At 55.9% G+C, this 23,735-nt stretch carries 23 protein-coding genes and 1 riboswitch; of the genes, 11 read left to right on the top strand and 12 right to left on the bottom strand.

What is annotated here, in order from left to right:
• Positions 1 to 179: 179 nt before the first annotated feature.
• From ACO6TI_RS17710 to ACO6TI_RS17700, 3 genes are read right to left on the bottom strand one after another with little or no spacing between them, the layout of a single operon-like run.
• Positions 180 to 587, bottom strand: coding sequence for a Fur family transcriptional regulator (locus ACO6TI_RS17710; RefSeq protein WP_055119041.1), 408 nt, complete (start codon positions 585 to 587; stop codon positions 180 to 182).
• Positions 588 to 626: 39 nt separating this feature from the next.
• The gene (locus ACO6TI_RS17705; RefSeq protein WP_422382997.1) at positions 627 to 1,445 is read right to left on the bottom strand and encodes a metal ABC transporter permease; all 819 of its coding nucleotides are present in this window, start codon (positions 1,443 to 1,445) and stop codon (positions 627 to 629) included.
• Complete coding sequence (locus tag ACO6TI_RS17700) at positions 1,438 to 2,274, bottom strand: ATP-binding cassette domain-containing protein (protein ID WP_422382996.1); 837 nt, start codon at positions 2,272 to 2,274, stop codon at positions 1,438 to 1,440. The genes ACO6TI_RS17705 and ACO6TI_RS17700 overlap by 8 nt, the downstream gene beginning before the upstream one ends.
• A 179-nt stretch (positions 2,275 to 2,453) precedes the next feature.
• On the opposite strand from ACO6TI_RS17700, the gene ACO6TI_RS17695 reads away from it, so the two are divergent.
• Both ACO6TI_RS17695 and pcaF read left to right on the top strand, forming a co-directional pair.
• Positions 2,454 to 3,848 (top strand): mannose-1-phosphate guanylyltransferase/mannose-6-phosphate isomerase, encoded by a 1,395-nt coding sequence (locus tag ACO6TI_RS17695; protein ID WP_196899147.1) that lies wholly within the window; start codon positions 2,454 to 2,456, stop codon positions 3,846 to 3,848.
• A gap of 100 nt (positions 3,849 to 3,948) precedes the next feature.
• Entirely contained in the window at positions 3,949 to 5,154 is a 1,206-nt protein-coding gene (gene pcaF, locus ACO6TI_RS17690) for a 3-oxoadipyl-CoA thiolase (RefSeq protein ID WP_422382995.1), read from the top strand.
• On the opposite strand, the gene ACO6TI_RS17685 is transcribed toward pcaF, so the two are convergent.
• Positions 5,121 to 5,462 carry a hypothetical protein gene (locus ACO6TI_RS17685; RefSeq protein WP_144436146.1) on the bottom strand — a complete coding sequence of 114 codons (342 nt, stop codon included), beginning with the start codon at positions 5,460 to 5,462 and terminating at the stop codon, positions 5,121 to 5,123. The genes pcaF and ACO6TI_RS17685 overlap by 34 nt on opposite strands.
• Positions 5,463 to 5,708: 246 nt before the next feature.
• Positions 5,709 to 6,092: a winged helix-turn-helix domain-containing protein gene (locus tag ACO6TI_RS17680; protein ID WP_029066470.1), complete on the bottom strand. Its 384-nt coding sequence runs from the start codon at positions 6,090 to 6,092 to the stop codon at positions 5,709 to 5,711.
• A 1,016-nt stretch (positions 6,093 to 7,108) separates the two neighbouring features.
• Between ACO6TI_RS17680 and ACO6TI_RS17675 the strand changes: the two genes are divergently transcribed.
• A complete protein-coding gene (locus ACO6TI_RS17675) occupies positions 7,109 to 7,840 on the top strand; it encodes a VPLPA-CTERM sorting domain-containing protein (protein ID WP_422382994.1) in 732 nt (243 codons plus the stop codon).
• Between the two features lie 497 nt (positions 7,841 to 8,337).
• On the opposite strand, the gene puuE is transcribed toward ACO6TI_RS17675, so the two are convergent.
• On the bottom strand, positions 8,338 to 9,258 hold the full coding sequence (puuE, locus tag ACO6TI_RS17670; protein ID WP_422382993.1) for an allantoinase PuuE: 921 nt from the start codon (positions 9,256 to 9,258) through the stop codon (positions 8,338 to 8,340).
• A gap of 181 nt (positions 9,259 to 9,439) precedes the next feature.
• Between puuE and ACO6TI_RS17665 the strand changes: the two genes are divergently transcribed.
• A complete protein-coding gene (locus ACO6TI_RS17665) occupies positions 9,440 to 9,589 on the top strand; it encodes a hypothetical protein (protein WP_158705682.1) in 150 nt (49 codons plus the stop codon).
• A gap of 51 nt (positions 9,590 to 9,640) precedes the next feature.
• Here ACO6TI_RS17665 and ACO6TI_RS17660 read toward each other — a convergent pair whose 3' ends face one another.
• Positions 9,641 to 9,997, bottom strand: coding sequence for a hypothetical protein (locus ACO6TI_RS17660; protein ID WP_104705109.1), 357 nt, complete (start codon positions 9,995 to 9,997; stop codon positions 9,641 to 9,643).
• Positions 9,998 to 10,318: 321 nt separating this feature from the next.
• Between ACO6TI_RS17660 and ACO6TI_RS17655 the strand changes: the two genes are divergently transcribed.
• The 5 genes from ACO6TI_RS17655 (at position 10,319) to ACO6TI_RS17635 (ending at position 18,113) form a co-directional block, all read left to right on the top strand.
• The gene (locus ACO6TI_RS17655) at positions 10,319 to 10,870 is read left to right on the top strand and encodes a PadR family transcriptional regulator (protein ID WP_055118654.1); all 552 of its coding nucleotides are present in this window, start codon (positions 10,319 to 10,321) and stop codon (positions 10,868 to 10,870) included.
• A gap of 24 nt (positions 10,871 to 10,894) precedes the next feature.
• The gene (locus ACO6TI_RS17650; protein ID WP_055118656.1) at positions 10,895 to 11,998 is read left to right on the top strand and encodes an efflux RND transporter periplasmic adaptor subunit; all 1,104 of its coding nucleotides are present in this window, start codon (positions 10,895 to 10,897) and stop codon (positions 11,996 to 11,998) included.
• Positions 11,995 to 15,954 carry an efflux RND transporter permease subunit gene (locus tag ACO6TI_RS17645; RefSeq protein ID WP_281927122.1) on the top strand — a complete coding sequence of 1,320 codons (3,960 nt, stop codon included), beginning with the start codon at positions 11,995 to 11,997 and terminating at the stop codon, positions 15,952 to 15,954. The genes ACO6TI_RS17650 and ACO6TI_RS17645 overlap by 4 nt, the downstream gene beginning before the upstream one ends.
• Positions 15,955 to 16,107: 153 nt before the next feature.
• Positions 16,108 to 17,016 (top strand): fatty acid desaturase family protein, encoded by a 909-nt coding sequence (locus ACO6TI_RS17640; RefSeq protein WP_422382992.1) that lies wholly within the window; start codon positions 16,108 to 16,110, stop codon positions 17,014 to 17,016.
• 146 nt (positions 17,017 to 17,162) lie between these two features.
• Entirely contained in the window at positions 17,163 to 18,113 is a 951-nt protein-coding gene (locus ACO6TI_RS17635) for a GNAT family N-acetyltransferase (RefSeq protein ID WP_196878676.1), read from the top strand.
• Positions 18,114 to 18,247: 134 nt separating this feature from the next.
• Here the strand turns inward: ACO6TI_RS17635 and ACO6TI_RS17630 are convergent, their stop codons facing one another.
• The 5 genes from ACO6TI_RS17630 to ACO6TI_RS17610 all read right to left on the bottom strand — a co-directional run bounded on the left by ACO6TI_RS17630 (position 18,248) and on the right by ACO6TI_RS17610 (position 22,603).
• Positions 18,248 to 18,622 carry a DUF805 domain-containing protein gene (locus tag ACO6TI_RS17630; RefSeq protein ID WP_348317897.1) on the bottom strand — a complete coding sequence of 125 codons (375 nt, stop codon included), beginning with the start codon at positions 18,620 to 18,622 and terminating at the stop codon, positions 18,248 to 18,250.
• A 206-nt stretch (positions 18,623 to 18,828) separates the two neighbouring features.
• On the bottom strand, positions 18,829 to 19,578 hold the full coding sequence (locus tag ACO6TI_RS17625) for an SDR family oxidoreductase (protein ID WP_108872708.1): 750 nt from the start codon (positions 19,576 to 19,578) through the stop codon (positions 18,829 to 18,831).
• An 84-nt stretch (positions 19,579 to 19,662) separates the two neighbouring features.
• On the bottom strand, positions 19,663 to 20,469 hold the full coding sequence (locus ACO6TI_RS17620; protein WP_082442850.1) for a CDP-alcohol phosphatidyltransferase family protein: 807 nt from the start codon (positions 20,467 to 20,469) through the stop codon (positions 19,663 to 19,665).
• Positions 20,470 to 20,543: 74 nt separating this feature from the next.
• Positions 20,544 to 21,248: a phosphatidylserine decarboxylase gene (locus ACO6TI_RS17615; protein WP_422382991.1), complete on the bottom strand. Its 705-nt coding sequence runs from the start codon at positions 21,246 to 21,248 to the stop codon at positions 20,544 to 20,546.
• Between the two features lie 443 nt (positions 21,249 to 21,691).
• A complete protein-coding gene (locus ACO6TI_RS17610; RefSeq protein ID WP_108872710.1) occupies positions 21,692 to 22,603 on the bottom strand; it encodes a LysR family transcriptional regulator in 912 nt (303 codons plus the stop codon).
• 96 nt (positions 22,604 to 22,699) lie between these two features.
• Here ACO6TI_RS17610 and ACO6TI_RS17605 point away from each other — a divergent pair, with 96 nt between their 5' ends.
• Together ACO6TI_RS17605 and ACO6TI_RS17600 are read left to right on the top strand one after the other, a co-directional pair.
• The gene (locus tag ACO6TI_RS17605; protein WP_055118675.1) at positions 22,700 to 22,891 is read left to right on the top strand and encodes a hypothetical protein; all 192 of its coding nucleotides are present in this window, start codon (positions 22,700 to 22,702) and stop codon (positions 22,889 to 22,891) included.
• 154 nt (positions 22,892 to 23,045) lie between these two features.
• Positions 23,046 to 23,189, top strand: a riboswitch (FMN riboswitch).
• A gap of 74 nt (positions 23,190 to 23,263) precedes the next feature.
• A complete protein-coding gene (locus tag ACO6TI_RS17600; RefSeq protein ID WP_055118677.1) occupies positions 23,264 to 23,698 on the top strand; it encodes a 6,7-dimethyl-8-ribityllumazine synthase in 435 nt (144 codons plus the stop codon).
• The last annotated feature ends 37 nt before the right edge of the window (positions 23,699 to 23,735 follow it).

Genomic DNA, 23,735 nt, shown 5'->3' with positions numbered 1-23,735 from the left:
CGCTCTCCCTCAATCTGCGCGCGCCCGGACGGATAGTCAGGTCCCCAACCGCAAGCGGACCATAAGAGGCGGGCGGACGGGCCGCAACAGATTGCAGTATTCTGTCCCGCTAAAAGACTCAGCTTCCGGCAAATGGCCTGTTCTGCGGCAACCTTCAGGGAAATTTTGACGGAAAACCTTCAGTTTGGCTGGGAAATGCAGTCCCTGCAGGTTCCCCTCAACTCAATCGTCGTGCGCGCAAGCGTAAATCCCTCCGCCTGTGTCCACTCCTTGAGCAGTTTGATCACCTCGTCAGGTGTGAATTCGCTGACATCACCGCAGTTTTCGCATATCGCGAACGCCGCAGTCCCATGCTCCGCACACCCCTTGTGACTACAGGCTACAAAGGCATTCAGGCTCTCGAGCCGGTGAACCATGCCGTATTCGACCAGCTTGTCGAGCGCGCGATAAACCTGGAGTGGTGCCCTGAAGCCGTTCTCTCGCAGAAGATCCAGGATTGCATAAGCCGTCAACGGTCCACCTGCGTCTGACAGGGACCCGAAAACCAATGCCTGGTTCTTGGTCAGTTCTGGCTGCGCATGAGCGATCACGGATTGTCTCCTGAATTCCTTGCCCCAGGTCAGGTCCTACTCCTGGGAACCTGTCCTCATCCTTGTCACAAGTCGCCCCCACGGGACAAGACTGATTACGAACAATACCAAAGCAGCCACAACAATCGACGGACCCGACGGGGTGTCGTAGTTCAGGGACGTGTAAAGCCCGCCAACCACGGAGGCTGCGCCTGCAAAGGCAGCAAGGATCGCCATCTGTTCCGGAGATGACGACACTCTGCGCGCGGCGGCGGCAGGAATGATCAAAAGGGCGGTGATCAACAAGGCGCCGACAATCTTGAGAGAAATTGCGATCACGATCGCCGTCAATATCATGAAGACGAGTTCCATTCTTTCCGGCTGCAGCCCCTCGCCGCCAGCCAGATCAGGATTGACCGTTGCCGCGAACAGGCGCCGCCAGATCAGAACAAGGACGGTGAGCACCAATGCGCCACCAGAGTAGATCATCGCAATGTCCAGCCGGGTCACCGCCAGGATGTCTCCAAAGAGCAGACCCAGCAAATCAACACGGACCCAGGTCATGAAGGCCAGGCAGACAAGACCGAGTGCAAGAGCAGAATGGGACAAGAGCCCCAACAGGGCGTCGGATGACAGGGTTTCGCTCCTGCGCAACGACACCAACAGAACTGCCAGGATGATCGACGTGCCACCGACGGCAAGCGTCGTGTTGACGTCAAAGAGCAACGACAGGGCAACTCCCAGCAATGCAGCATGGGAGAGCGTATCGCCAAAATAGGCCATGCGCCGCCAGATCACGAAACAGCCAAGCGGACCGGCCACGATCGCGACACCTATCCCGGCAACAAGTGCTCTTGTAAAAAAATCATCAAGCATTGCCAGCCCCGGTGCTTACACCCGGATCGTCATGGTCATGACCCTGATGTTCTCCCGGACAATCAGTACACAAGCTGCCATCGGCATGCTTCACCGTACCGTCCGGAAGGTGAACATGGTCATGATGATGCTCATAGACCGCAAGGCCCACGCCTGCCCGCGCCCCGAATAGCGCCTGGTAATTGTCGTCCTTGCTCACATCTGACGGCGTACCACGACAGCAAACGTGTCCGTTCAGACAAATCACCTGATCAGCTGCCGCCATAACCACATGCAGATCGTGCGAAATCATCAAGATACCGCAGCCAAGCGTGTTACGAATCTCGGAAATCAAATTGTAGATCGCTATTTCACCAGCATAGTCAACGCCTTGTACCGGCTCATCCAGCACGAGAAGATCCGGCCTTCTGGCAATCGCCCTCGCCAACATGACGCGCTGCAGCTCACCACCGGAAAGTGTTCGCATTTCAAGACCGATCAGCCTGGATGCACCGGTCTGTTCCAGGGCTATCGAACACTCTGTGTCGGAAAGCGCATTCGTCAGCCGCATGAATCGTCGCACGCTCAATGGCAGCGTCCAGTCAATTGCGAGTTTCTGGGGGACATAGCCAACACTCAAACCGGTCTTCCGTCTGCTCGATCCTTCCGTTGGCTTCAAGATGCCGAGCGTCATTTTGGCCGTCGTCGATTTGCCGGATCCATTTGGGCCTATCAGTGTCACGATTTCGCCGGGAGAAACCGAAAGATCGACACCTCGCACCAGCCAGCTGGTGCCTCTGCGGACACCTGCCCTGTCGAGCTCAACCAACCGGTTGTTATCTAGAACCATTTTCAGCAGACCTGTTCCACCATCGATAGGCGCTTCGTTTGGAAGTCGGAAGTGGCGTTATATTATTACATACTTTCCCGTCAAGTCCGAACACGTCCCGAACAAGATCCGTTAATCAATTCAGATGCATTCCGGTATATAAAGCAATCGAGAATTCGTATCTTGTCAGGACTTCGCTCATGATCTTCCCCTGTATCCTGTCCGGTGGCGTCGGTACGCGGCTCTGGCCCCTGTCGCGAAAGGACCGGCCCAAGCAGTTCCTGCCCTTGTTTGAAGGGGAAAGTCTGTTTCAAATGACCTGCAAGCGGGTCAACCATACAGGGTTCGCAGCACCGATCGTGATCGGCAGCAACACACACCGTTTTCAGATGGGTGAACAGCTTTCCGATCTGAACATCGAGGCGAACACGATATTGCTGGAACCGGTCGGCAGAAACACGGCGCCTCCAGCTCTCATGGCGGCAATAATCGCGGCTGAAACCGATCCGGAAGCGTTGATACTCCTGCTGCCGTCAGATCATCTGATCCGCAAAGAAGATGTCTTTCTCGAAACGGTGCACGCTGCTGAAGACGCCGCGCGAAACGGCAAGATCGTGACCTTCGGAATTACCCCATCCGAACCCAATACCGGCTACGGATACATCAATGTGGCTTCAGGCGGGGAAGCGGTACGTCCGGTGGAACAGTTTGTCGAAAAACCGGATTATGAGCGAGCCAAGGCCTTCCTGAAGGAAGGAAGCTACGTCTGGAACGCTGGCATTTTTCTTTATTCCGCACGCACCATGATCGACGCCTTCAAGCAATTTCAACCCGAACTCTACCGCGACATCGCTGCTGTCATGGAGACGCGGCACAGCGATCTGGATTTTACCCGGCTTGATCAGGCCAGTTTCGAAAAGCTCGACAACATCTCCATCGACTACGCCATCATGGAGAAATCGGACAATGTGGTTTGCGCCCCCGTTTCGCCGGAATGGGATGACCTCGGGTCCTGGTCGGCGATCTGGTCAGTTCTCGACAAGGACGAGTGCGGAAATACAGGCCTGGGTGACACCCGCTTCCTGCAGAGCAGAAACTGCCTTGCCTATTCCCAGCAAAGTCTCGTTTCCGTTATCGGTCTGAAAGACGTGATGGTCATTGCCACGAGCGACAGCGTTCTGGTTGCTCACAAGGACAATGCCCAGGACGTCAAGACGGTTGTCGACCAGTTGAAGGCAGAAGGCCGGCACGAAGCCGACCGCCATCCGCGAGCCTACAAACCGTGGGGCTATACCGAACGCATCAACGCCGGTGACAGGTTTGCGGTTCAATCGATGATGATCAAGCCCGGGAAACGCCTCAGCCTTCAAAGCCACCTGCATCGGACCGAACATTGGATCGTGGTCTCCGGCACGGTCGAGATCACGATTGACGGGCAAACGCGTCTTCTGACTGAAAACCAGTCCGCGTTTGTACCGCTCGGAGCCCGTCATACGCTGCACAATCCAGGCAAGATACCGGTCAGGATGATCGAGGTTCAGTCCGGAACTTATCTTGCAGAAGACGACATCCAGCGGCACACCGGCGACGTGTGATCCGGCACTTTCCACGCCGGAGCATGCTTGCATTCCAGGTTGAAACTCTACAAGACTTGCACAGGTTCCAACCTCCTAGCAGGCACCCAGGAAACAACTCATGCACCATGTCTTTATCTGCGACTATGTCCGTACGCCGATCGGCAGATATGGAGGAATCCTCTCGTCCGTACGCACGGATGACCTTGGCGCAATTCCAATCGAAGGCCTGATGGAGCGCAATCAGGATGTGGATTGGGCGGCGCTCGATGACGTCTTCTTCGGATGCGCCAACCAGGCTGGTGAAGACAACCGCAACGTCGCGCGCATGTCCGCACTGCTCGCCGGACTGCCCGATACGGTTCCCGGTCTCACACTCAATCGGCTTTGCGGTTCGGGCATGGATGCGGTGATGACGGCGGCAAGAGCCATCAAGTCCGGCGAAATGGATCTGGCCATTGCCGGTGGTGTCGAAAGCATGTCACGCGCCCCCATGGTGATGCCCAAGGCGGACACTGCGTTTTCAAGAAAGGCGGAAATTTTCGACACCACGATCGGCTGGCGCTTCGTGAACCCCCTGCTCAAGCGGCAATATGGCATCGATTCAATGCCGGAAACGGCTGAGAATGTCGCGGAAGATTTTTCGATCTCGCGCGCCGATCAGGATGTCTTTGCCTTGAAGAGTCAGCAAAAAGCTGAAGCCGCCTGGAAAAACGGCCGCCTGGCGGAAGAGATCATCCCGGTGATGATCCCGCAGCGCAAGGGCGATCCGATCCTGGCTGACAAGGATGAGCACCCGAGGGCCGGAACAACGCTGGACATGCTGTCCGGCCTGAAGACACCTTTTCGGGAGAACGGGTCCGTGACGGCAGGCAACGCTTCAGGCGTCAATGACGGTGCCGCGGCCCTGTTGATTGCGTCAGAAACAGCGATTGAAAAATACAATCTCCGTCCGATTGCGCGCATTGTCGGTGGCGCGACAGCCGGCGTGCCACCTCGCATCATGGGCATTGGCCCGGCCCCTGCAACGCGCAAACTCTGCGCCAGATTCGGTGTTTCACCTTCCGATTTCGATGTTGTCGAATTGAATGAAGCTTTCGCAGCCCAGGCTGTTGCCGTGATGCGAGACCTTGGCCTGCCGGAAGACAGCGAGACACTCAATCCCAATGGTGGTGCAATTGCGCTGGGTCACCCTCTCGGCATGTCCGGGGCCCGAATTGTCGGTTCGGCTGCACTGGAACTGAAGAAACGATCCGGCAAACTTGCCCTAGCAACCATGTGCATCGGCGTCGGTCAGGGCATCGCGCTTGCAATAGCAGCCCCCTGAACTTGTGACGCGTTGATCACGGGTCGGGATCCGGAAGTCGCCGGCGTCGTGTCATCGGCGCGCCTTGACAGGTCCTCATTGAAATTGTCGAGCCGTTCGGCGAGTTTTTCAAAGACCAGCGAAGGCAGACGTATGGTCGTGACAAACAGCGCTTCAAATTCGTCATAAGCCACCTTCCAGTTGAAATCCCGTATCTCCTGGTACGCACCGGTGGCCAGCGTTTTCAGCTCGACGGCATCTTCAACCAAGGGACGAACCAACCGGGTAGCCCGCTCCGGGCCATTTGCAACCCAAACCGCCATTGACATCGAAAGAAATGCAAAAACAAACACATACAAATTTTTAAAAAGGAACCGCATTACAACCCCAGGCATCGATTAAGATTTCATTAACTCACAAGGGTCGTAGAAGATGCGCGTAGGACGCGCAACCTCATTCATTCAGTTTTAAGTTGTATTTTAGAGAGTAAGGTTAACTTCAGCGGCTCTCTGTGCAAAGACGCCGACAGGCAGATGTTGCAAGGCAACACCCGCCTGACTGCGATAACAGCCGCCCTAAGCGGGAAGCAAGGAAGTCGTCCGGATTTTTTCCTTCGTGTCGTCATCGAGCCTGTAGCCCATGCCGACCAGCCAACTGATGTTTACACCGCGCGGTTTGAGCTTTTTCCTGAGCAGGCAGATATGCACACGCACGTTTTCAAGCTCCGGTCCGCCATCTTCCCGGTCCGCATAGAGGAAAGCGTGGATCTGTTCACGATTTGCGAAGGTTCGCTTCAAAAGGAAACGCAGGATGCGTGTCTGAATGCGAGTGAGGTCCCACTCCGGCGGAAAGATCACCTGCTGATCGGCGATCAAACGCTCCAATTCGGCGATGCGGGCCTCTTTTCGCTCCAACTGCTCGCGCAGGTGAACGATCTCATAGTCAAGAGCAAGGCTCATCTCAGAACCTCCCGCAAGTCAGGGCATCGCATATCTTTTTCTGTTTCGCAGCCATTCGCATATTCAACAGTTCCAGAAACTGTGCCCTGATCCGAATGGTACCCACGATTTAATGTCTGCCGCATGATAGGTTTCATTGAGTTTCGTTCTCTTTTGTCCGTGACAAACGGTAACTCGACACAGGGCGATCTACCGGCACAGAGGTCACGGGTTTCAGTGTTGTTTTCTTTGAGAAGCGCTGTTTTTTCCATTCTGGAGAATTGATGAACGCACGTATCCAACAGCGTCGATACGCCCGTGTTACACCGCGCAGCATCAGCTTTGCAGCTGCGCATTACTGAACAGGTTGACGAGACAGGCAACGATTTGAAAGTCAGGTTATGCGCGTGAACTCTGCGCGCCGGTGTGCTTTCTGCCACCGAACCAGACCCGGGCACCGCAGCTCTGCTCCAATTGCCACGATGCAACTGGAGAGGGTCTTTCCCCCGGCCTCCACCAGGAGGTCTATATGCGTATATGCGGTTCGCCGCATTACGAACAGTTGAGAGGTCCACAGTCTATTTGCCCGACGTCCACCTGGTCCGACATAACCGTTTGAGCGGTCATGTACTGAGTGATCCGGATCAGTCAGAGACCTTTCCGGTGTTACTCCCCCACTGTTTTCAAAACACGTGGATCCGGTCGGCCTTCCCGAAAAAACATCAAAAACCACATAATTTCGGTTCAATTCCGAATTTGAAACCAAGCTGACAATATTTTCATGGTTAAAAATAACATAGCAATTTCAACAAGTCAGGCATCATTCCGCTTGCCACGCCCGGCACTGCGCAACGACAACGTGGCCACCCCCGAGAAGGATAATGGCGAACGAACCTCATTCAAGAAAGATGGCAAGACCGAACAATGCGCATGGCCTCAAACTCATTGTGATCACTAAGGATATTGCCCTGTTACAACCGGTGTGTTAACCATGCGTTGCAATCAAATCCTGATTTCTCACACTGGGGTATTTTACAATGAAGGGCATTCTTATTGGTAGTGCCATACTACTTGCAAGTGTCGGCACCGCCAATGCTGCGCCTGTCGCTTTCGATCTCTCTCTGAGCCCGGGGCAATCGACAAACTACAATGTATTGCCGAATTCGTTTTCACTGACAGTCGATGGCCTCACCGCAACATTCACGGCGGGAGCTTTCACGAACGGTCTTGACAGCAGCGGAGGCAACCGGAACATCTCGAACACATCGGGCGGTTACACGATCGGCGGTCCGAGCAACACCCTTAATCAGGCCAGTGATATCCGGATTGGTCGCTATTATGGTGGCGCAGGCGTTGTAACCCGACCAGGTGAAGAACACTGGGTTGACGGTTCCGGTTGGGATAATTTCGTCACCGCGTCATTCAGCTACATGGGCGAAGCGGTTGATGTGGCCATGACTTCCGTTTCTTTCAGCTTCTTTGGCGGTAACGATGACTTTCGCTGGGGCTACGATCTGAGCGGAGACGGAAGCTACGGAACCGGCGACTTCCTGAGCTACAAAAACGATGCCAACCCGTTTTCCGGTTTCGGCGGTGTTGAAAGCGGCCTGTTCATGATCGGTGCCTTCGACAGCAATGATGAATGGAAGCTGAAATCCATAACGGTGGACTACACGCCGACGACACCTGTTCCCTTGCCTGCTGGTGGATTGCTGCTCATGGGTGGCCTTGGCGCGCTTGTCATTGCACGCAAGTTTCAGAAAGCCTGAGAAACACCAAAAGAATGACATCAGGCAGCCTCCCCGGGGGCTGCCTTTTTTGTGGCTTGCGGCGGTGCTCTGCTCAAACGTCAGCATTGGACTCATCAGTGAATAGCCGGGACTTGGCGCTCCCGTACCGATGGATGGTTGTTCATCGGCCCGCCTGCCCTCGTTTCATATTCCTTGCCGGTTCATGCATCTGTTCGACCCCGGGATTGCTGACAAAAGAACCGGCGAAGGTTCTCCGTCAGAACAATCAATGCTCCGGCGCAGACACGCGCGAATTCGCGTCACTCCGGGTTCGAGGCGCCAATGAACACCTGTAGATTTGTACGTGGCGTCAGCCGTTAAGTATACTTGGCAGTTCGGGTGGGAATTCAATCTTAACGTTAAAATTAACGTCTTGTTTACTTATGCGTCCGGATGCTGTTTCTAGAGATTGTTGCAAGTAGATATTTTCAATACCCCGCGAGCTGCCCGGAAAACGGCTCGTGGGGTTATTTATTTCAAGCACTTTCCGACCGGCCATGATGGGCGTGCCAGTGCCAGGCAATGTCGATACGCCTTGTTACCCAGACATCCGCATGGCTGGCAATGTAGTCAAGGAAACTTGCAAGCGCAGCAGCGCGCCCCGGACGACCGGCCAGCCGGCAATGAAGACCGATGTTGAGCATTTTCGGCGATCCGCGGCGGCCCTCGTCGTAAAGCGTGTCGAACGCATCCTTCAGATAAGTGTAAAACTGGTCTCCGGAGTTGAAACCCTGGACAGACGCGAAGCGCATGTCATTTGTGTCGAGCGCATAGGGAATGACGAGATGATCGCCATTCGGACCATCGACCCAGTATGGGAGATCGTCCGCATAGCTGTCAGAATCGTAGAGAAACCCACCCTCCTCAAGAACCAGTTTCTGGGTCTGCATCGAACAGCGGCCCGTATACCACCCCATCGGGCGGGCACCGGTGACTTCTTCATGAATGGTGATTGCCTGCCGAATCTGCCGGCGCTCTTCGTCTTCTTCCATGTCCGCGTGCTCGACCCATTTCAGACCGTGTGAGGCGATCTCCCAATCGGCCTCTTTCATAGCCGCAACCGCTTCACGATTGCGCATCAGTGCTGTTGCAACACCAAACACCGTTACCGGAAGTGCGCGCTCCGTAAACAAACGCCACAAACGCCAGAACCCTGCACGTGAGCCATACTCGTAGATCGATTCCATGTTCCAGTGACGTTTTCCGGGCCAGGGCTCGGCGCCGACAATTTCCGAGAGAAACGCTTCGGACGCAGGATCACCATGGAGAATGTTGTTCTCGCCGCCTTCCTCGTAATTGAGAACGAACTGAACCGCCAGTCTGGCACCAGCTGGCCACGCGGGATCCGGCGGTGTGCGGCCGTAACCGATCATGTCGCGCGGATAGGAATCGTTCATGCTGCTCTCCAGAGATTGCCAATCATCGGACAAAAGACCGCAACGCTCCACGCCGCGCAAGCTCCGGCCACTCAAAGCGCGCAGAAAAAACCGATGCCTAAAATTTTAGGTATCGGATTATGCACGTTTTAGAGCCTTCCGGATTATTACTGATCCTGCGGAACATTGCTGGGTGGCGATCATGATCGCTAGGACTGATGAAATGAAGCTTTCGTCCGCCGGTTTGCTGTTGCTTCTTGCCGCCGTCGTCATGACGCTGTTTTCCGATGCGGGATCGAGCACTTCGAACGAAGCCAAAGCCAACGTCATGTATCGGGGTCTGGTCGAGTGAAGCCGATTGTTTCGACGACACGCGCCCGATCTTCACCACTTGGCGCGGCTGTCATTCTTGCGATCGGGTGGTGACGCGGACCGGCTGAAGCGCGCTCCCCTTGTCAACTTCCGGCAACCTGAATGCAGTCCCGCCACCGCGGTCTTCTTTTCCAAGCAGCATGATCGCTGAGCCGATGACCACCGAACCCAGCGTGATCACCAGCCCGAATGCCAGCATGAGAACGGGAAGTACAGGATCGTCCGCATTCAACACCAGGCTCCTCAGATTGCCGATATTGCTCCAGAAAATGCCGGCAAGAACCAAAATCGCAATGACAATGCCTGCAGCTCCGTTAATGGCAATGAGACGAAACAAGGGCTCATCGAATAGTCTGACCAATCCGAACGACCTGGTTTTGACCGCCATCGAATTTCTCCCGTTCGTTTCCATTTTGAACTGTTACCAAAGCTAACGCCCGGCAGGAAAACGACAACCTGTCAAATAGGACAGCTCCGACGCGGGTTGAGAACCTCGTTGCCTGACACCAACCAGGTCTGAAATCACTAATCCGGCAAAAAATTGTGCGGCGCACCCTTGATTCATTTCAGCATGATATATATTAGTTCGATATATCGAGCCAACATATACCCCTCGAATGCGATACAGCCGGAGATATCAACCGGGTCTGGGCGCCGGGTGTGGTAGGGCCGAAAATCCGGAAGGACGCTTCCGGGAACGGAGAGACCCATGAGCGTACGCAGCCTGTGCCTCGCAATCCTTTCATTCGGGGATGCGACCGGATACGAGATCCGCAAAGAATCCACGGACGGCCGTTTCAGCTATTTTGAGGATGCGAGTTTCGGATCAATCTACCCGGCGCTGGCGCGGCTTGAATCGGAAGGTCTTGTTACCGTGCGGGAAGAACCGCAAGCCGGAAAACCTGCCCGCAAGGTCTATTCGATCACCGAAGTCGGCCGGGCGGAACTTATCGATTACCTGTGCGAGCCACAGGCACGTGACACATTCAAATCCCCCTTTCTTCTGATCGCCCTGAATGCGGCTCAGCTTCCGCCGGATGTCATCCGACGCGCTCTTGAGCGCCGCAAGGCTCAGGTTCGGGAGGAACTGCAATTGCTGACAGATACGGACAAGGAATGCGGCCATCCTGGATCCAACTGGACCAGGAGCTACGGCATCGCCTGCATGAATTGCACACTCGACTATCTGGAAGAACACGGCGAAGCACTTGTCAAGATCGCTGAAGACGCGGCAAAGCCGGTTTCGGACGCCGCCGAGTAGGCCTGAGTTTCGGAGTATTGACCAATGAAAGTAAAGTTTTCCTATGTTCTGGCAGCATGTCTTGCTGCGGGTATCGGCGTCTGGATGTCGAGTGGAACAGTCGTCGTCGGAGGTGTCGGTGACGGAGAAAACGCTGTGCCACCGCCGGCAGAACGGGTGGCGGAGGGCGCTGACGCCACGTTCCGGGTGCAGGTGCTGAAACTCACGGCGCAGGAACGTCAGGCTGTCCTTGAGGTCAGGGGACGCACCGAAGCGGAAGCCAAGGTTGCCGTCAGATCCGAGACGACCGACGATGTGGTTCGCCGACCTGCCCGTGAAGGCGCGCGCGTGTCTGCCGGGGACATCTTGTGCGAACTGGATCGGGGTACCCGCGAAGCCAGGATACTGGAAGCCAAGGCGCTCATTTCACAGGCTGAACTCGATCACGCCGCTGCAACACAGCTTGCGGACAAAGGGTTCACGTCACAGACCCGTGCTGCGGCAACGCAGGCCGGTCTCGATGCTGCGAAGGCACGTGTAAAGGAAGCGGAACTCGAACTGGAACGCACGATCATCCGCTCACCGATCGACGGGGTGATCGAAAGCCCGATGGCCGAAGTCGGAGCGCAACTTGAAAGTGGCAGCATCTGCGCAACGGTCGTAAATTCCGATCCGATGATCGCCATAGGACAGGTTTCAGAACTCAATGTCGGACAGATTTCGATCGACATGCCAGCTGAAGTCGCACTTGTAACCGGTCAGACGATGGCGGGAAAGGTTCGCTATATTTCCCCGTCTGCGGACCCGGACACACGCACATTCCGCGTCGAAGTCGAGTTGCCGAATGCCGATGGCGCAGCACGTGACGGCGTCACCGCCGTGACCCGCCTGTCTCTTCCGCTCGAAAAGGCGCACAAGATTTCGCCCGCCATCCTGACGCTCAATGATGAAGGCGTTGTCGGAGTGCGTGCGATCGATGATGACAACAAGACCGCATTTTTCCCCGTCAGGGTCCTTGGCGGTGAACAGGACGGACTGTGGGTCGGCGGATTGCCGGAAGATGTCACTGTAATTGTTGTTGGTCAGGAATATGTCGGAGACGGCGAAACCGTTCAGCCAGTCTTTGAAACCGCGGAGCTCGGTAAATGATAAACATGCTTGAAGGCGTCCTGCGGCGTCCCAAGACAGTCTTCGTGTTGATGATAGCGCTCCTGGTTGCCGGGGTCTTCAGCTATATCAACATTCCGAAGGAAGACAGTCCGGACATCGATGTCCCTGTCTTTTATGTCTCCGTCGTCCAGCAAGGGATTTCACCGGAAGATGCCGAACGGCTTCTGGTCCGTCCGATGGAAACGGAATTGCGTGGCCTGGATGGTCTGAAGGAGATCACGGCCGTCGCATCGGAAGGTCATGCCGGTATCGTTCTGGAATTCGACATTTCCTTCGACAAGGACGAGGCTCTTGCCGATGTTCGGGACAAGGTCGACGCAGCAAAGGGCGAACTGCCTGCGGATGCCGAAGAACCGACGATTTCCGAAACCAACTTTGCTCTGGTTCCCACGATCACCATCGCCCTGTCAGGCAATGTGCCTGAACGCACGCTCTACCAGCATGCAAGGCGCCTGAAGGATCTGGTCGAGGCGATTGATACCGTTCGTTCCGCCGATCTCAAGGGTCACCGGGAAGAGCAGCTCGAAGTCCTGATCGATTCACAAAAGCTGGAATCCTACGCGATCACCCAGCAGGAACTCCTGACCTCTCTGTCGAACAACAACCAGCTTGTCCCCGCGGGCTATATCGATGGCGGTCAGGGCCGCTTCAACGTCAAGGTTCCGGGCCTTATCGAGACGGCTCTTGATGTCTATTCGCTGCCGATCAAGCAGGCCGGTGAAGGCGTCGTGACCCTGAGCGATGTGGCCGAAGTCCGCCGCACGTTCAAGGATGCCGATTCCTATACCCGGGTAAACGGCAGCCCTGCCATTGCGCTGGACGTAACCAAGCGTATCGGCACCAACATCATCGAAAACAACCTTGCCATCCGCGCGGTCGTCGATGAAGCGACCAAGGACTGGCCGGAGACGATCCAGGTCGATTACATGATCGACATGTCGTCGAACATTTTTGAGGTGCTGGGGTCCCTGCAATCCTCGATCCTGACGGCGATCTTCCTTGTCATGATCCTGGTTCTGGCCGCGCTCGGAATGCGCTCGGCGCTGCTTGTCGGTCTCGCGATCCCGACCTCGTTCATGGTCGGCTTCCTGATCCTGTCGGGGCTTGGATACACCGTGAACATCATGGTGATGTTTGGCCTCGTGCTGACCGTCGGTATGCTCGTCGACGGCGCAATCGTCATGGTCGAATATGCTGACCGCAAGGTGCATGAAGGCATGGAGGACCGCGAAGCCTATATCCGGGCCGCACGTCTCATGTTCTGGCCGATCGTGTCGTCCACGGCAACAACGCTTGTCGCGTTCCTGCCCATGCTGCTGTGGCCAGGTGTTGCCGGCGAGTTCATGAGCTACCTGCCGATCATGGTCATCATCGTCCTGACAGCGGCGCTGCTGACAGCCATGGTGTTCCTGCCCGTTACCGGTGGCATCTTCGCCATGGTCACGCATTTCATCGAACGGAATGCTGCCGGCGTTCTGGCGTTGGTTTTTGCCGCTCTGGCAATCCTTGCGACCTTGGCGGCTTTCGGCGCCAATCCGGGGGCACCTGGATTTGCAGAGGCGCTAGGTGCTTCACCACTCGCAATACCAACAGCAGCGCTTGCATTTGTTCTAGTTGGTGTCAGCTCGTTCCTTATCCTGCGCCCCTTCGTGCGTTGGAGGCGTGAGCGTGCTGCAAAACAGGGGCAAGTCGAAAACCAGAAACCGGTCAAACAATACCGGTCCGTGACGTTTGTCTCGCTCGCTTTCGAGATGGTTGCCGTCGGGTTTGCGGCCTACTTCGCCTATTTCCTCGCGACCAGCAAACCCGCGATCATCACGGATACGATCGGTTCCGTGTTCGGATATCTCTCCGGACTGGCTCAACCGCTCGCCACCCTTTCGCATCCCATAGCACTTGATACAGGGTTCTATCTTGTGGTTTTCGGATTTGCGATCGTGGCGGTATGGGCGGCTTACAAGACGATATCGCCACTCGTGCATTTGCTTGAATGGGGTTTTGACGAAATCCGCAGGACACTTGGTTTCGGCACGCGGAATGGCGGATCGAAGAGTGACAAGCCGGACGAACTCCGGTTCGACGCGAGCACCGTCAAAGGTCTGACAGGTCTATACGTCCGTCACCTGAAGCTGCTGGCCGGCAATCCGATCGGCAACGTCCTGACGCTCGTCGCTGTTCTCGGCACCTGTGCGTTGATCTTCATGTCATTTTCCTCCAATCCGACCGGTGTCGAGTTCTTCGTGGACGAGGAACCGGATCAGGCCGTGGTCATGGTGTCTGCAAGAGGCAACATGTCCGCAATGGAATCACTGGAGATCGTCAAGCAGGTCGAGGCTGAAGTGCTTCAGACAGCCGGTATCCAGAACGTCATCACGTCTGCGTTCCCACCAGGCGGTGGCAGCGGTCCCCAGTTCATTGGCGGGGTCCAGGACAAGCCGGCTGACGTCATCGGTGAAATGTCGCTTGAGCTGGCAAAATACTGTTGCCGCCGAAATGCCTCGGAAATCTTTGCGGAAATCCGCGACCGGACCGCCTCCATCCCCGGCATCAGGGTCGAGACCCGCAAGATCGAGGGCGGCCCTCCAACCGGCAAGGACCTCCAGCTGGAAGTCAAGTCGACCGACTATGACACGATGGTGGAGCAGGTAGCCCGCATCCGCACCAAACTCGACGAGATGAAGCATCTTCTCGATCAGGAAGACGGTCGGCCCCTGCCCGGCATCGAGTGGCAGATCGAAATCGACCGCGAACAGGCGGGCCGTTATCAGGCCGGGATCGGTTCCGTCGGTAACATGGTTCAGCTCGTCACCAATGGTGTTCTGATCGGAAACTACCGTCCGACAGACTCCGAGGACGAAGTTGATATCCGCGTTCGGCTTCCCGCCGACGAGCGGACGCTCGACCGCTTTGACCAGTTGCGCCTTCAAACACCCCTTGGCCTTGTGCCGATCGCAAACTTCATCGACCGCTCACCTGAGCAGAAAGTCTCGTCGATTACCCGGCGCGACGGTCTTTATTCGATGATGCTGAAGGCGACCGTCGACAAGACCGCGGTGGACGAAGACGGCAAACCTGTCACGGTGGACGCCAAGGTGCAGGAGCTGAACGAATGGCTGGATGCCCAGACCTTCCCGGACAATATCTACCTGCAGTTCCGCGGCGCTGATGAAGATCAAAAGGAGTCGGGTGAATTCCTGATGAAGGCGATGGTGGCATCGCTGTTCCTGATGTTCCTCATCCTGCTCACCCAGTTCAACTCGTTCTACCAGACGTTCCTGACCCTTTCGACTGTCGTCATGTCGGTCATGGGCGTGTTGCTCGGCATGATGCTGACTGGCCAGAAGTTCTCGATCATCATGACCGGGACTGGTGTGGTGGCGCTTGCCGGGATCGTGGTCAACAACGCGATCGTCCTGATCGACACCTATAACCGCTTCCGGCATGACGGTTTCGATCCGCTCGACGCGATCCTGAAGACATCGGGTCAGCGTATCCGTCCGATCCTGCTGACCACGGTCACGACAATTGTCGGTCTGGTGCCGATGGCAACTGCCGTCAACCTGGACTTCTTCACCCAGACCGTCGCGGTTGGCGGTATCACGGCGATCTGGTGGATCCAGCTGTCGACCGCGGTGATTTCCGGCCTCGCCTTCTCCACGATCCTGACGCTGGTCATGATCCCGGTGATGATCGCGGTGCCAAGCACCTGGGCCAATAGCGGCCGGGCTATCTGGGCCATGGTGTCCAGCAGGCCTGCCGAACAGGTCGCAGAGCAGCCGGAACAGGGAGAAGTCGATACCGACCTTGAACAGGATGTCGAGTGGACCGATCCGGACCTCGAAAAGGAACGTCCCGCCGCAAAGGTTGTGTCGATGCCCAAACCGGCGCCTCCCAAGGTCCCGTTGCAGGAAGAACCGCCGCTTGCCGCGGAGTAGAATTCCGGCAGACCCAAATGAAAACAAAAAAGGGCCGTGCATCGCACGGCCCTTTTTTTTTGTCAGGCCAGCTGTGACCGGAAGATCCGAAAATCAAGACTTGCAACGACGAACGGAGCCCTGCACGGTGAAGATGACCGACCAGGGGACCCAATGGATCATCGTGCTTTCATCGCCGGACTGACCGCGTCCCAACGCGCCGGATTGACTGAAAAATCGAATGCAAAAGGGCTGACCGGCCTCGCCCTTCATTTCGGCTTGATTGTCCTGGTTGGCGGTTTGATCGCGGTCGGCGTTCCCGGCTGGCAATTTCTCATGATGGTCCAGGGCATCCTGATCATTTTCCTGTTCACGTTGCTCCATGAAACCATCCACCGGACGGCGTTTCACTCGCCCCTGCTCAACGACCGGGTTGCGAGGCTCTGCGGTTTTTTGATCGTCGTGCCGTCGGACTGGTTCCGTGACTTTCATTTCGCGCACCACCGCCACACACAGGACCCGGATAACGATCCCGAGCTAGCTGGTGGAAAGCCGGATACCGTTTGGGAATACCTTGTTCATGTCAGCGGGTTGCCAACCTGGTGGAGCGAATGGAAAACCCTTTTTGAAAATGCATCCGGGCGCTGCGAAACTTCTTTCGTCCCGGTCAACGGCCGGGACAGGGTCCGGCGTGAAGCGGTTGTCTCGCTCCTGCTCTACGGGTTTCTGGCTCTGGTCTCGATCGTGAGCGGGTTGCACCTGCTGCTTTATGTCTGGGTAATACCCTGTCTTCTCGGCCAACCCTTCCTGCGACTATACCTGCTGGCCGAACATGGACGTTGTCCTTTTGTCGCCAACATGCTGGAAAACAGCCGGACGACCTACACGAACGCGCTTGTGCGAAAACTCGCCTGGAACATGCCCTACCATGCCGAACATCACAGTTATCCAACCGTACCGTTCCACAAGCTGCCCGATCTTCACAGCCTGATCAAAGAGCATCTGAACTCGACGTCTGACGGATACACCGCGTTTCATGCAGACTACCTGACGAACCTGAGGGATGTTTCGAGCAAGTCCTAGCTCATGTCACGCAGGTTCGCTGGTTGCGGGGTACCGTCATTGCCCGGTCAATTTCTGTCCCGCCCATTTTTTGAGAACCAGGGCTCTTGCCAGAAATTGATGTCGGCAATATAGTTGTATGATACAACTTTTATCTCAGGTGATCCATGACAGACGCGTCCCCTTCCCTCGTACAGGACATTCGTGCAGCCTCGCGGCAGCTTGTCAGGGAGTTCGGTTTTCTTGACCGAACAATCGCCGGAACAGATCTTTCAGGCTCCGGCGTCCATGCAATTCTGGAAATCGGGCACCATCCAGGCATCACCGCAAAAGATCTCGCGACCAGGCTAAAGCTCGAGAAATCGACAATCAGCCGCTTGCTCAAGTCGCTGGACCTGCGCGGGGAAATCATCCAGACCCGATCGGAAAAGGATGGCCGGGTCTTTGGTCTGAGCCTGACAAACACCGGTTGGGAGACATTTTCCAGGATCGACAGGTTCGGCAACGATCAGGCCGTCGGCGCACTTGGCCGGATCAGAAACGGCTCGGCCCGCTCCATCGCCGATGCCTTGACTTCCTATGCGGACGCGCTGGCCGGATCGGACGTAATTGACGCATCTCAGACACCTGGACACGACATCGTCGAAGGCTACCAGACCGGCATGATCGGTGACATCGCGGCACTGCATGCGCGCACCCACGGCGTCTTCATCGGCATGGGACCAACCTTTGAAAGTGTCGTCTCCCAGGCCATGGCCGAATTCATGCCCCGCATCGAGAACCCGGTGAACAACAGCTGGAGTATCGTTGAGAACGGCGAGATCATCGGGTCGATCAGCATCGATGGCGAGGACCTTGCAGGCAACATTGCGCACCTGCGCTGGTTCATCCTGTCGGAAAAGCTTCGTGGCCTCGGGTTCGGAAAAAAGCTGCTGCTGAAGGCTATTGACCATTGTGATGCTCATGGATTTGAGGAAATCCATCTCTGGACCCTCAAGGGCCTTGATGCTGCAAGAAATCTCTATGAGCGGAACGGGTTTTTTCTTGCCGACGAATATGTCGGCGACCAATGGGGCAAGTCGGTTACAGAGCAAATGTTCATTCGCAAAAGGCGCTGAAAGGTTTGCGGAAAAAATTTGCTTCCACCGGGGCAGTGCTATCGTTTTCTCATTGATTGCGCCGGTATTTCGGACCGCAGTGCCTCGCGTGAAGCCTCAAAGCGGCCGTTCGCCCGAATATTCTTGTCTGGAACCTATGAGAAAATTTCCGAGTTTACTTTTGGTTTGCCTGGAACGAACAAAAGGACAAAAACAAAAACGAAATTCACGACAGGCACAAGGCCCACGAGTGCCAAGAATGGTGACCAGCGCAAATCCTGTAGCCGCATGATATGAAAACGCTGGCTGAAATACCCGACCAAGAGACCGCAAATCAAAACTACAAGCGCGCCCAGATCGCTGTTACCTGCCTGACTTGAGGCCAAAAAACTGATGCCGATGCCGAAGACCAGCAAGATCAGCAAGCGAACAAAAAATTCCATCCTAGTCAGGTAGCGGTCGCGTGCTGTCGTGAAATACGCAACAACGAAGAGAATGAGTGCGACGGCGATAAACAGGATCTGCAACATGGATTTATTGTCCTTTCCTCGTCTCAAACAAACAATCGATCACAATGTTGAATTGTCATCACTCTGACGGCAGTCAGGAGCAGCCGAATGGTAGTAACCAAATAGATCTGAAGGGTTGGCTTCCACCGATCGGCTGCGCCTGGAGCGCAAAGGATTGCAGTTTACGGGCAAAGAGTATGCCCCGCAAACGACACACCGGCTCGCCGTTATGCCTTTGTGATTGAATTCCCACCATCGCACAACATTGCAGAACCCGTTACGAACGAACCAGCGTCGGACAGGAGAAACAGGGCTGCCCTTGCAATTTCGTCCGGCTCCGCCATTCGCTTCAAGGCATGCAGTCCTGCGATGTATTCATGAAAGGCCGGATCATCGCCGGCCATCTCGGTTTTGGTTCCGCCGGGCAGCAAAGCATTCACCCGAATTTTTTGCGGACCGCACTCCACTGCCAGAACCTGCATCAGGCCAATCAATCCGGCCTTCGAAGCAGCATAGGCAGACATGCCCGGAAAGCCGATCGTGTGACCGACAAATGTCGAGGTGAAGACCATCGATCCACCTCCGGTCGTCTTCATGGCCGGGATCTGATGCCTTGCAGCAAGAAAGGCGCTTGTCAGATTGGTTGCGATGACCTGATTCCAGTTTTCAAGGCTCAACTCCGGAAGCGGCCCCATCTCACCCATCATCCCGGCATTGTTGAAGGCCCCGTCGAGCCTGCCGAAGGTCTCAAGCGTTGCATTTACGGAGGCTTCGGCGAAGTCGGGATCGCAAACGTCTCCGGCAAATATGGCGACACGCCCGGACGCGTCAGGCAACGACGCCCTTACCTCCTCCAGACGTTCCCTGCGCCGTGCAGCAAGGACAAGATTGGCACCTTCCTCTGCAAAAATCTTAGCTGCAGCCGCACCGATCCCGCTGCTCGCGCCCGTAATCAAAATGGTTTTTCCGTGTAACATCTCTGCTTCCTCATGATTGTGAGGCCGCCTAAATGAACCAGAAAACTTCTTCGAAAAACCCGATTTGCGAGGACCGCAATCGCCTCAACCGCCATGATCCTTGTCGCGATCGGCAATGTTGTCGAGATCGGTATCACATTCGTCCCCGTCGTCATCGAGGCTGAGTGTTTCATCAGCCAGGACAAGTTTGCGATGTGCACGCCACGACATGGGGATGGACAGCAGATAGAGAACCGCAGCTCCTGCCAGCATGCGGAACGGATAGCTGACCGTAAGCGCAACGATCAGAACTGCAAGGACAATCAACGGCAAAACGAAATCGCGACGGACCCTGGTGCCGATTGTCTTTCCCGAATAGGTGGGCAACCTGCTGATGACCAGAAATGCAATCGCAATCGTGTAGGCGGCCACGAAGGCGGTATCTGCAAACCAGTGCGGAAACAGGCCCAGAAAATCGAGATACAGCGGGAGAAGAACCGTCAAGGCGCCTGCGGGAGCAGGAACTCCGGTGAAGAACCTGGAAGTCCATGCGGGTTTGCCGGGATCTTCCAGTGCAACATTGAAACGCGCCAAGCGCAACGCCATCGAAATGGCGAAGATCAGCGCTGCAATCCAACCCAGGTTGCCCGCATCCTTGAGCAGCCAGAGATAGAGCATCAATGCCGGAACGACACCGAAATTGACAAAGTCGGAAAGGGAGTCCAGCTCTGCACCAAACTTTGACGTCCCCTTCATCATGCGTGCAACACGCCCGTCGAGACCATCCAGGACCGCAGCAACGAGCACCGCACCGACAGCAAATTCCCAGCGATCGTCAAACGCCATTCGGACGGCTGTCAATCCGGAGCAAAGTGCCAGCAATGTCACCATGTTGGGTACGATCAGGCGCATCGGAACACGGCGGAACCGCGGCGTTCGGCGCTCTCGATTTTCCCCGTTTTCTGGACTGTCCGACACCGCTGACCTCAGCTCACGCGAGTCAAAGGTTGCGCCGGTGCCTGAGGTTGAGTCAGATCGGCCAGAACAGTTTCACCCGCGATCATGGTCTGACCGATCGACACTTTCGGCTGTGTGTCTGCGGGGAAATAGACATCAAGTCGCGAACCGAAACGGATCAGTCCGAAACGTTCCCCGGCAGAGATTGACTCACCTTCGCGAACAAAACACACGATCCGGCGCGCAACCAGTCCGGCAATCTGCACGACGCCGATACGGGTGCCGCCCATCTCGATTACCAGCCCGTTACGCTCATTGTCGTCGCTTGCCTTGTCGAGTTCAGCATTCAAAAACTTGCCTGCGCGATAGGCCACGCGCGAGATCGAGCCTCCCACTGGTGCACGGTTCACATGGCAGTTGAATACATTCATGAAGATGGAAACACGCATCAGCGGCTCAGTGCCGAGTTCCAGCTCTGCAGGCGGGAGGGCGTGTCCGAGAAGGCTGACAACTCCGTCTGCGGGAGAAATCACAAGACCTTCACCAACAGGCGTCACCCTTTTGGGATCGCGGAAGAAATAGCAGATCCAACCAGTCAACAGGAGGCCGATCCAGAACAGCGGGTCGATAAACCAGCCAACAACCAGCGTTGCGACGAGCGAAATTGCTATGAAAGGCCAGCCTTCCCGGTGAATCGGGACCATGGCTTTGGTGACGGAATCGACTATCGACATCAAGACTTTCCGAATTCAGAACGGGAACGGCTCATTCCCGGACAATTGCTGCCCGAAGTCGCGACGAGCCGACACGCACCCGTTGCGCTTCCTTGTTCCTCAGCTTCTAGAGACTTTTTCGGTCCCTGAGAACAGTTATTTCCCAAACGCGTGACTTATTCACTCACTCGAACGCTTCCAACATCCTGATGCAATTGGGCTTGACCTACCCGGTGCACGACACAGGCACAAATATCGCAGTGAAGGAAAAGGCAATGTTGCCGGAGGTCCTTGGTCTATTCGCCTATTCGAAACCACAAGCTTCCATGCTCGTTGCGATCGCTCGGAAGGCCTCGTCGACATTGAGGCAGCCGGATTCCCTCGGCCGACTGGGCGACAACCGAACAACCGATCGCAAGAACCTTGAGCCTTCGTCTCCTAACCGACTCTCGTTCCAGAGTTCTCTATTTTTCCCGGTATTCAGTTTCCCAATAGGCCGGTCTGCCGTATTTCGAGATCAGAAAATCAACCAGTGCGGTGACTTTGGGTGGAATGAACCTGGCGGGCGGATAGACAGCATAAATGTTGCCGGTGCGGGAAATCGGATAGTTCTCCATCACCGCGACAAGATTACCGTCACGAAGGTCCTCCCACACATGTGCCAGCGATTTCACGGTCAGGCCAAGCCCGTAGATGGCCGCGTCATAGGCAAAGTCGCCACTATCTCCGGAGATTACCGGATCCTCGAGATGATAACCGATTTCCCCTTCAGGGCCCTCGAAATACCAGACGGGCATCGGGTCAAAGCCAACACAGTCGTGGTTGCGCAGATCGTCCGGTGTCTTCGGCGCTCCCTTTCTCGCTATGTATTCGGGACTGGCACACAGCACTCTCGGGTTTCCACCCAGCTTTCTTGCAATCAGGCTGGAATCCGGCAACGGCGCTCCCCTGATCGCCATATCGTAACCTTCCGCCACCAGGTCCACGATCCGGTCGGTCATGTCGACTTCCAGCCTGAGTTCCGGATAAAGTTGCCTGAATTCAGGAAGATAAGGCAGAATGTGTTTACGGCCGAAGAATACGTTGAGCGACATGCGCAACATTCCGCGGGGCGTATCTTCCGCGGCGTCGATCAGTGCACGGGCGCGATCCATTTCACCCAGTGCGTTGCTGGTATGGCGCAAAAAGACCTGACCGGCCTCTGTCAGTCCCGTGCGCCTGGTTGTGCGGGCAACCAGTTGGGAACCGAGTTCCTTTTCCAGGTTGCTCAGGCGACTGCTGGCAGCTGAGGGAGACAAGCCGAATTCCCGGCCAGCCGCAGACAGGCTGCCGAGTTCAGCCACACGTTTGAAAAATTTCAGATCGTCAAGTCGCATTATTCGAAACTTTCGAAAGATATGTTCCAGATTACCCCAATTCTTCGAAACCTTGCAATATGAGAAAACAGGCTCACGAAACGAAAGGAGCCTGTCATGATGCATACTGGAGACATCTACGAAGAACGTGCCCGGACCGCCCGGCATCGGGAGTTGCGCGCTTTTGCAAGCGCCCTGTCGGGACTTCTCTTTCACGTTATTCCGGGCAGAAAAACCAAAAGAGTTGCCGGGTTCAGTTCCGCGGAACCTGCGAATGACCGGGTCTCGAACCGACGGCATGCCGCCTGATGGGGGCCTGCTCCACCCGGATACCGGATTGCCTGCCCAACCGACTTGTCCAGTCAACCTCACCGGAAGTGACAACACTGGTGCAAATAAACAAAACGTAAGACCATTTTTCTCATTCGGCGCTTGCCTTGAGACCTGCTGCCTGCCAGAAGAGCAGCATTCTCAGGGCGGGGTGGAAGTCCCCACCGGCGGTAAGCAGTGTGCTGCAAGCCCGCGAGCGCCTTCCATTCGGAAGGGTCAAGCAGATCAGGTGAGAATCCTGAGCCGACGGTCAAAGTCCGGATGAAAGAGAAACTGCGCTCAGACGGCATTCGCCGTCCGTGTCGTATGTGATCGCCTTGGGTGACGTGTCGCGAACCAGGGAGATCATCAATGACACACACCCGATATGCCTTCATCAAAGCCGGATGGCACTCCGATATCGTCGACCAGGCGCTCGTCGGCTTCCAGCAGGTCATCCCCGCGGACAGCATCGACGTGTTTGACGTGCCTGGTGCGTTCGAGATGCCGCTTGCCGCGAAAAATCTTGCGCAAACTGGAAAGTACGCAGCTATCACTGCGGCTGCCCTTGTTGTCGACGGCGGCATTTACCGGCATGATTTCGTCGCTCAGGCGGTGGTCAGCGGTTTGATGCAGGCTGGTCTTGAAACAGATGTTCCGGTCCTGTCTGTTTCGCTGACCCCACACCACTTCCAGGAAACGGATCATCACACGAAAATCTACAGGGAACATTTTGTGCTGAAAGGCCGTGAAGCGGCAGAAGCTGCCCTGAAGATCGGTTCGTTCCGTCAGCAGGTCAACGCCTGACGGATCTTCCGGGGGGTGGCCCAGGCCACCCCTTCCC

The organism is Roseibium album, assembly GCF_965233825.1.
GTDB lineage: Bacteria > Pseudomonadota > Alphaproteobacteria > Rhizobiales > Stappiaceae > Roseibium > Roseibium album.
Note: the sequence above shows the minus strand (reverse complement) of the source record. Positions and strands in the feature narration are given on the sequence as shown.